Source organism: Microcoleus sp. N3A4 (genome assembly GCF_036701805.1).
Taxonomy (GTDB): Bacteria; Cyanobacteriota; Cyanobacteriia; order Cyanobacteriales; family Microcoleaceae; genus Microcoleus.
The window spans coordinates 1-8,645 of sequence record NZ_JAUBRJ010000103.1 but is presented as its reverse complement, the minus strand read 5'-3'; the positions used below and the strand labels follow the sequence as shown (position 1 = coordinate 8,645).

General features: G+C 45.3%; 7 protein-coding genes, 1 tRNA gene and 1 pseudogene. 2 read left to right on the top strand and 7 right to left on the bottom strand.

The annotated features are described in order from the left end of the window. Positions 1–102: 102 nt before the first annotated feature. The 3 genes from gcvT to QUA56_RS33835 form a co-directional block, all read right to left on the bottom strand. A complete protein-coding gene (gene gcvT, locus QUA56_RS33845; RefSeq protein WP_333367549.1) occupies positions 103–1,257 on the bottom strand; it encodes a glycine cleavage system aminomethyltransferase GcvT in 1,155 nt (384 codons plus the stop codon). A gap of 146 nt (positions 1,258–1,403) precedes the next feature. Beyond that, positions 1,404–1,476 (bottom strand) — tRNA-Ala (locus QUA56_RS33840). A gap of 151 nt (positions 1,477–1,627) precedes the next feature. After that, positions 1,628–1,831 carry a hypothetical protein gene (locus tag QUA56_RS33835; protein ID WP_333367547.1) on the bottom strand — a complete coding sequence of 68 codons (204 nt, stop codon included), beginning with the start codon at positions 1,829–1,831 and terminating at the stop codon, positions 1,628–1,630. A 1,587-nt stretch (positions 1,832–3,418) separates the two neighbouring features. Here QUA56_RS33835 and QUA56_RS33825 point away from each other — a divergent pair. Continuing rightward, a pseudogene (locus tag QUA56_RS33825) lies at positions 3,419–4,487 on the top strand (ISKra4 family transposase). A gap of 130 nt (positions 4,488–4,617) precedes the next feature. Here the strand turns inward: QUA56_RS33825 and QUA56_RS33820 are convergent. Next, positions 4,618–5,049 carry an ISAs1 family transposase gene (locus QUA56_RS33820; protein WP_333367544.1) on the bottom strand — a complete coding sequence of 144 codons (432 nt, stop codon included), beginning with the start codon at positions 5,047–5,049 and terminating at the stop codon, positions 4,618–4,620. Continuing rightward, positions 5,042–5,263: a transposase family protein gene (locus QUA56_RS33815; RefSeq protein WP_333367541.1), complete on the bottom strand. Its 222-nt coding sequence runs from the start codon at positions 5,261–5,263 to the stop codon at positions 5,042–5,044. The genes QUA56_RS33820 and QUA56_RS33815 overlap by 8 nt, the downstream gene beginning before the upstream one ends. Before the next feature lie 166 nt (positions 5,264–5,429). On the opposite strand from QUA56_RS33815, the gene QUA56_RS33810 reads away from it, so the two are divergent. Further along, complete coding sequence (locus QUA56_RS33810) at positions 5,430–6,194, top strand: sulfotransferase domain-containing protein (RefSeq protein ID WP_333367539.1); 765 nt, start codon at positions 5,430–5,432, stop codon at positions 6,192–6,194. Between the two features lie 189 nt (positions 6,195–6,383). Here QUA56_RS33810 and QUA56_RS33805 read toward each other — a convergent pair whose 3' ends face one another. Both QUA56_RS33805 and QUA56_RS33800 read right to left on the bottom strand, forming a co-directional pair. After that, a complete protein-coding gene (locus QUA56_RS33805; RefSeq protein ID WP_333367536.1) occupies positions 6,384–6,584 on the bottom strand; it encodes a transposase in 201 nt (66 codons plus the stop codon). A 96-nt stretch (positions 6,585–6,680) separates the two neighbouring features. Next, the coding region (locus tag QUA56_RS33800) for a calcium-binding protein (protein ID WP_333367533.1) at positions 6,681–8,645 on the bottom strand (1,965 nt) is incomplete at its 5' end.

Sequence of the window (8,645 nt, the reverse complement as noted above, 5' to 3'; positions counted from 1 at the left end):
AGCTGACGCACCCTACAACTTGGTGAAATTTTGGGGAAATTCGTCAGGTGCGTCAGTCAGAGTTTTTCGATGGGAGGCGAAGATAATTTTAGCTGACGCACCTTACAAGCTAGGTCGATTGGGCGATCGATAAAATGGTTTTTTTACCACACTAGCTGGATAGTTTTTGCCGCGAATTTCGACTTCTAACTGCTGACCGATTTTAGCTAATTTTGAGGGAACACAGGCAAGTGCGATCGCCCGATTCAATGTCGGTGATAATGTACCGCTAGTCACTTCTCCTACAGTTTCGCCTTCAAATATTACCGGATAGCCGTGGCGCGCAATGTGCCGCCCCTGCATTTCTAACCCTACCAACCGCTTCGATACTCCATTGGCTTTCTGCTGTTCCAAAACCTCCCGCCCAATAAAATCGCCTTTAGTATCGAGGTGAACAACCCAACTCAATCCTGCTTCTAAAGGTGTAGTATTGTCGTCGATATCTTGACCGTAAAGAGCCATTGCTGCTTCTAAACGCAAGGTATCTCTCGCGCCCAAACCGCAGGGTACAACGCCAGCAGCTAATAGTTGTTGCCACAGTTCTTTTCCTACTTCGGCATCCACCATAATTTCAAACCCATCTTCGCCGGTGTAACCAGTTCGGGCGATAAAACTAGGCTGTCCCAACAGATTTGTTTCTAAGTGGCAGAAAGCCTTAATTTGTGCTATGTTGTCTTCCACCAAAGGCTGGAGGAAATTAACAGCTTCTGGCCCTTGAATTGCGATCAAAACTTTGTTTTTGGAGATGTCTGCAAAACCGAGTTCGCTCAATTCTAAGTGGGCGGCAATCCAAGCTTTATCTCGGATGCGAGTGGCAGCGTTGACGATGATTACGGCGCGTTCTTCGCTAGTGGTGGCGTCTGGTTCTTGGCAGTAGAAAATAATGTCGTCTAAGATGCAGCCTTTGGCATTTAGCAAGACTGTATATTGAGCTTGACCCGGTTGCAAGCGGCTCAAGTCTGAGGGTACTAAGAGTTGAAATTTTTCTATGAGTTGTTTCCCTCTCAAACCAAATTTTCCCATGTGGGAAATGTCGAACATTCCTGCTTGCTGGCGTACTGTTTGATGTTCGCTGCTCAGACCGCTGTACTGCACCGCCATTTCCCACCCGGAAAAGGGAACCATCCGAGCTTTGAGTTCTAATGATAGGTCGTACAGAGGCGATCGGGCAAGTTGGCTCGGCCTCTCTGGATTGCTGGGTTCAGTTGACTTGGCCACAGGTAGCGCTTTGGTTGCGGGTAGAATGTTTTGATTTTACCAAAAATTGGTTTTCAGGGTGTGCGGCGCGATCGAATTTAATCACGCGGTAATATTGTTTGGGTACAAATTAGGATCGGGCAGCGTTGTTTCCCTACTCTTGTTTATGGAGAATAGCGGGCTCGAACCGCTGACCCCTACAATGCCATTGTAGTGCTCTACCAACTGAGCTAATTCCCCTTTCTTTTCGCGCTCTCAATCATGCCTTAACTGACCAATATTTGTCAAGCGTTTTTGCAAAATTAGTTTTGAGCCTTGGATTGGCAAGGCTTTCGGCTTTTTGTCAAAAAACTCTCCTCGCTTCTGGACAATTGTCAATCCCTACTATAATTTAGTAAGAGTGTTGGGATATTTCGGTTAAATGGCTCAAACAAGACCCCATCAGGAAGTAGACGACTACCAAAGCCGCTGCTGAGACCGCAACTAGAGCACCGGCTAGCATTAGTGAAAATTCCCGTTGCGCGATCGCCTCTTGCATTAAGTGCAAAGACCAGGCAACGAGGGCAACGTCAATTATTAAAATAGAAACCAGCATAAGTTACGATTTGTAACAGCTTACCTATTGTAACAAAACTTTTGGCTGCGTGCAGATCAGCTCAGACTTACTTTAACTTTTGCTGTAAAACCCGCAGGGAGCAGCGGAAAGCTACAGAGAAAAAATTATAGCTTTTCTTAATAATTACGATATGCAAAGTAAATGAGAGCTAGCTCAGCCTTTTAGAGGCTGGTTTGACCTCGAAATGGGGCGTTGCACAATTGAGGGATGATTCAAGAAGGGAGGGGCAGAGTCTGATGTTTTAGATAGTAAACAACCAGCCGAAGGGAAATTTCTAACATGGATAATGATTTTGAATAACATAAAGTTTTCAGGGTGTAGGCGAGCTAGATCGTGCCTCAAACGAGTATTTTCTCCTTCCACCCTCGTCAAGCAAGATTTTGCTGACTGTATGTCACAATCGTCAATGAATTGGGGATCAACTACATAACCATCGGTGACCTAAAAACAACACTGCCAGCCCCGAATAATCTTTCATAAAGATTTAAATGTTGGAGACGATCGGTCTCCAACAACTTGGGCTAAAATACCTGGAAGGCTATTATTTACAACAGTCCAGACCCAGAGCTGGTTTTTTTTTGCCTTTTGTTAAGTCTGTCACTCATCAATCTGAGCCACTTCGGGAATCTCTCGATTGTCGGGTTGGGAGGATAGGCTATTCCCCACGGCTCTTACCGAGTTAATCACCGTATTGTGATTCACTCTCGCGTCTGACGTTCGCTCCGCCTAAATCCATTGCCTTCAACATAGAGATGTAAACAATGCCGTTTGACCCATAGCTGAATCACCTAGTTTCGCAGATATTTCTCTAAATAGACGACCGCAATCGGGAGCAAATATAGTGCAAGCTTTCCCCTTTTTCAGCCATTTTTATTGAGGTTTATGGACTGACATTTAGGACAAATTATTTTCAACTTTGATAGACTTTCATCTTCAATCATACCACATTTGTGCAACGCCAAAATTAAAGCTCATTTAGCTCGTATTTTTTGTTTAACTCCCGTTATTTGACTGCTACCCCTTGACTGTTCAAGACAGTATCTACAATTTCCGATCGCATATTATTGTTTTTTTGGACTTACTAACCAATAGACCTCTCCCAAAAAGAAATGGTTGACCGATCGCTCTTAAATTATAATAGAACTTTACCTGAAAAAGCATGAGCCAACTCCGTGAATATCTGGAAAAACCTAACCGATCAAAAACGGCCGGGATTCAAAGCTCATCTGACCCTGCCGAGACTAAAAGCCTGTCTCTGGGTAGCTAAAAACTTGTTAATATATTCAAGAGTCCCGCAGAAATAACTTACCACATCAATAGATCGAACACGTTTACCAGGAGAGGATCAATTGCCTCAAATAGGTAACTTATTCTTGCGAGAGTCCGGCAGCAGTTGCACCTCACAATTCTCGACTCCTTTAAGTCGGTGCCGGAGCAAGCGTTCTAATCACATCTGGTAGATAAGGCACGCTTTGAGGGAGCATCCCGGTTTTGTAAATATCCCCAAATCAGCGTAAAATGGGTAAAATCCAAAGAAACGTTAAAAAAGAGTAGAGAGAAAGAGCCATGACCCCTGAAGAACTAGAGCGATTGGAAAGCTGTACGTCAGAAATTGCTAAAATTTTGTATAACAATACACCCCGGGTGTGAACTGACCACTTTGGAAAATATCGAAAAGCATCTCAGGCAGCAATGGCTGGCTCATGTAGGTCCCCAAATAGGTTTTTTTTATCAAACAGGCAACGAGAACAGAACAAGGACGACCCCAGCGAGCGTAAAAAGCTGTATTGGTGAACTAATAATTACTGAAAAACAGGCCAAAAAATTAGAGGTCAAGAAATCCACCCGATTATCTCCATTATTTGAAAAATGCTGTCTCCGTCAAATCGCTAATATTTCCTACGAAAATGCTGCCTCATATATGGAAGTTCAGACGGGAGTAAAGATTGGGCACACTTGCTTACATCGATTACTAAAAAAACAAGAATGGTCAGAACCTATAGCCTTCTTTGAGGTTGAAGAAACTAGCATAGATGGAGGGAAAGTCCGTCTGAGAGGGAATTTGGGAGAAGGGTCTCATTGGCAAGATTATAAAGCCGTGCGGTTACATGAAAGTTCTTATAGGGCTTTTGATCAAGATAATGAAGCGTTAATTAACTATATAAACCATCAGCCTTTAGCCGAGATATTAACTTGTCGCTTGTGATGGACATGAGGGAATATGGAACATTATTAGCAAGTTGAATCCTGGTCAAACCAGACGCGAAATTTTAGATTGGTATCATTTAATTGAAAAATTATATAAAGTGAGAGGGTCGTTGAAACGTCTAGCCAAAGCCAAGGAATTTTTGTGGCAAGGCCGGGTCGAACCCACCCTAGATTTATTTAAGTATGGTCGCAAAAAAAACGCCAAAAACTTTTGCAAGTATCTAGAAAAGCATCGCTCTCGAATTGTTAACTATGAGCAATTATCACAAGACAAGATTTGTTCGCCGAGGCTCGGGAGCGGTGGAATCGACGGTCAAACAAATAGATAGAAGGTTGAAAATTTCTTTCTTCTCAATGGTTGAAAAAAAATGTCAATCAAATGCTAAAACTTCGTTGTGCCTACCTCAACGACCTCTTAGCCGTTTGAGGCTTTTGCAAAACTGGGATGCTCCCCCAGCGTTGCTGAGTATGTTCAACTGGCAAGGGAAGAGTATTTTCAATTTGTAATGACTTAAACCAAGTATTCACATCTTGAAATAAAGTAGGATGATTGGCTTTCAATGATAAAATGAAATCACCTTTACCTTGTTGAATGTGAGCGGAATTTTTTTATGAGCGCCCATAGCATCAATAGTAATAATAGAGCCTTCGATATCAAGAATGTCCAATAAAATCGGGATAGCAGTAATTTCATTAGATGTGTTTGGAACTTTTGTTTTAGCTAGGACTAGCTGGTATTGGGTTGACCAAGCACTCAGCAAATGTAGTGATTTAGTACCAGCTTCACGGTCATAGGAACCCCGGGTTTCTTTACCATCAATAGCAATCAATTGAGGAACCAAATCATCTAATACGAATTGCACCCATAGTTCCAAACATTGCTCGAATTCGTCGGGACGAATTTTCTCAAAAACACGACGAAAAGTATCAGGGCTAGGAATACCATTAGGTAGAGGCAGAAATGTTGACAACCAATCGTATTTACTCAAGCCATCTTCGTGCCATATCCTCCCAGCCATTACCGCCAGCAATAACTGCTAAAACGGAGATTGTGAGGATATCAGAAAGTTGATGTAACAGAGTTCTGGTAGAACGACGATCTTGAATTAACGAAAAACAATCATGAAGGCGTTGAGCCAGACTGGTAACATCTGAATCTGAGGAATCAATAGTGGGTTCAGGAGAAGCAATATCTGTGGACATAAGCGAACACCCAAATATACTCAGATATTGTTTGGCACAAATTCTTCTAATAATCTGTATTTTAAGCTATTTTCTGAGGTGCGCTTACCCTGGACTTTAAGCTATATTGATCGATAGCTAGACGTTTAAATTGACACTGAGCGATCGCCAGATATTATCATAAACCATGAAACAAACCCCAAAACCCCCCGATTTCATCATCATCGGCGTCCAAAAAGGCGGTACAACATCCCTGTACAACTACTTGATCCAACATCCCCAAATCGCCGCCGCCGCCCAAAAAGAAATCCATTATTTCGACCTAAACTTTGACCAAACCGCCGACTGGTATTATTCCCAATTTCCCCAGCCAGAAAGCGGCGAATACCAGCTAACAGGAGAAGCCAGCCCCTACTACATTTTTCACCCTCACGTCCCCCAGCGAATCTACGATTTTAGTCCCAAAGTTAAAATAATTGCCTTGCTGAGAAACCCAGTAGAACGAGCAATTTCCCACTATTATTACTATATAAAAATCGGATACGAATCGCTGTCTCTCGAAAGTGCGATCGCCAGCGAACCCGAAAGACTCAAAGGCGAAATTGAAAAACTCCTAGCCAGCCCAACCTATGAAAGTTACAACCACCGCCACTACACCTATCTCAGCCGCGGCATTTACGCCGATCAACTCCCCGCCTGGATGAAACTATTTTCCAAGGAACAAATCTTAATCCTGAAAAGCGAAGATTTGTACACCAATCCCTGTGGCACATTCAACACAGTTTTAGAATTCTTAAACTTGCCGCCCCACCAGCTAAAAATCTACGAAAAATACAACGCCACCCAATATCCGCCCGTCAGTGACACCGTGTACTGGCAATTGAGAGCCTATTTTCGATCGCACAATCAAAGACTAGCCGAAATGTGCGATCGAGACTTCGGCTGGGATTAATCATTAGTCATTAGTCATTATATCTCTCTCATAATTCCAATCCCTTTCCCCGCTTGGTTTCTGGCGGACGGTTCTCGCAGAGACCGTCCGCCAGAAACCAACGCTTCCATAAGGGTTTCAACGGTCGATCGATAAAAACCACCCAATTTTATGACCTAAATTTTACGGTTCTTCCGTACTTACCGCTGCTCATTTTTTAGGAAAATGCCAAAAAAGTAATGCCCGTATTTCAAAATTTATCAAATTTCTAAATCCAAAACCACACCTTTTTAAGAGCTTTAATTTAGTATTAATTCCCTCTACTATAGCAATCCTCGCATCAGTCGCAAAATCGAGCGAGACCAGAATCCTTGCAGTGCGAGCCAGAAAGCTCGCGTATAATGCAAGCAAATCATTTAGGATTGCTATAGCTTATGAGGAACGCCACAGAAGTTATGAGCTGCTGTGGCGTTGAATTCAGAAAACAGGAGACTTTCGCCGCCAATTCTAACCCTCAGAGAGATTTGATAGGAAATCCAAGGAGCCGATCGCCCCGTTAACTCCCACCAGATTCGCTAAAACCCGATCGGTGCCTGCTACTTGCAGCAACGTACCGTTCGGAGTGGCGCTAAATTGCAACTGCTGGAAACTCAAGCCGTCGCTCAAAACAAACTTATCGACGCCTACCTCGAAGTTAATGACAGTATCAGTGCCGCCATCAGCACTCAACACAAATCGATCGCTCCCAATACCTCCAATTAAAGTATCGTCGCCCAAGTCGCCAAACAGCCAGTCATCTCCAGCACCCCCATTGAGAAGGTCGCTATCTTTACCACCAATCAGGGTATCGCTGCCAGCATCTCCGTTAATAGTATCTTGCCCTTCGTTGCCGTAGAGCAAGTCATCGCCGTCACCGCCGTTGATGCAGTCTTGCTGGTCGTTTGCGCCCACCGAGAAAGCCCGGTTATCGGAACGATCGCCATAGATGGTATCGTTGCCCTCGTCACCGCAGAGCTCATCGCTGCCATCACCGCCGTAAATCAAGTCGTCGCCCCGATCTCCGTGCATGAGGTCGTTACCTTTGCCGCCGTAAATTAAGTCGTTGTCTTTACCGCCGGCGATGGTATCGTCAGCTTCATCGCCGAACAGCACATCAGCACCGATGTTGCCAAAGAGCAAGTCCCTACCGCCAACATCCTTAGCTCGACTTCGAGTACCGCCGTACATCGTGTCGTCGCCGCTGTCGCCGAAAAGTGTATCAGAGCCGAGTTCGCCCCAAATCAGGTCATTATCTTTGCCGCTCCAAACGCAATCGCTGCCTTTACCTGCTTGGACGGTATCCTGGCCATTGCCACCGCCGATGATGTCGTTGCCGCTGCCGCCAAAGATTAAGTCTTGTTCCCCAATATCCCCGATTGACTGGGAACCGCCGCTGTCGCCGAGCAGAGTATCGGCTCCTTCGCCACCGTAGATGGTATCGGAGCCTAATTGACCGTAGATCAGGTCATTGCCTTTGCCTCCGTAAGCGAGATCGTTATCTTTGCCTGCAACGATCGTATCGTCACCTTCTTGGCCGTTGAGGAAGTCGTTGCCGAAGCCTCCGTACAGCAAGTCGCGTCCCTGGGAGTCGCTGGCGCTTTGGTCGGCGATGCCACCAAACAAGGTGTCGTCCCCGATACCACCAAACAAGGTATCGGAGCCGAGTTCGCCCCAAATCAGGTCATTTTGTTTACCTCCAAGGGCAATATCGTCATCTTTGCCGGCATGGATGGTATCGTCGCCCTCGTTGCCGTTAATGAGATCTGCACTGTTGCCTCCGAAGATCAAATCGCCATTCTCAGCAGCGCTGCTGGAGTTATCGCGGCCGTTGTCTCCCAAAATCGTATCGGCACCTCGATCTCCAAACAGGGTGTCAGAGTCTAAGTCGCCGGCAATCCAGTCGTTCTGTTTGCCTGCGAATACGATATCGTTGCCCTTGCCTCCGCAAACAATATCGGTGTCAATGCCCCCAAAAATCGTGTCATTGTCTTCGTTGCCGTAAATTTCGTCCGCGCCGTCTTCACCTAAAAGCAGGTCGTTACCTTCAAAACCGACAATTTTTTGGTTGCCTTTGGTGTCTGCGATCGAGTCATCGCCGTCAGTTCCTTTGGTGGTTTGTCCCTCTGAAAATTGTGAAATAGGCCGGACAAATCCAACTGCGGGCGGTTGCTGCGGGGGCGCAAAGTTAATTCCCGGTTTTCCAACAATGGGCGAACACTGACAGTCGGTATCTGTTTCGGCGATCGGATTTGAGACGATCGGCGTTGGTGTTGGTGTTGGCGTTGGTGTTGGCGTTGGCGCAAGTGGCAGCAAGATAGCAGCAACAGTAGCGGTAGCCGGACTGATAGCACCGCTGTTGTCGGTGGCGCTGTAGGTGAAATTGGCTCCCGTAAAGTTGCCTGTCGTTTGTAAAAATAGTTGCTGCAACTGTTC

Coding starts and splice junctions, on each gene's coding strand:
- QUA56_RS33835 (WP_333367547.1), bottom strand. CDS start 1,831: ATGCTGGTTTCTATTTTAATAATTGACGTTGCCCTCGTTGCCTGGTCT.
- QUA56_RS33815 (WP_333367541.1), bottom strand. CDS start 5,263: ATGTCCACAGATATTGCTTCTCCTGAACCCACTATTGATTCCTCAGAT.
- QUA56_RS33810 (WP_333367539.1), top strand. CDS start 5,430: ATGAAACAAACCCCAAAACCCCCCGATTTCATCATCATCGGCGTCCAA.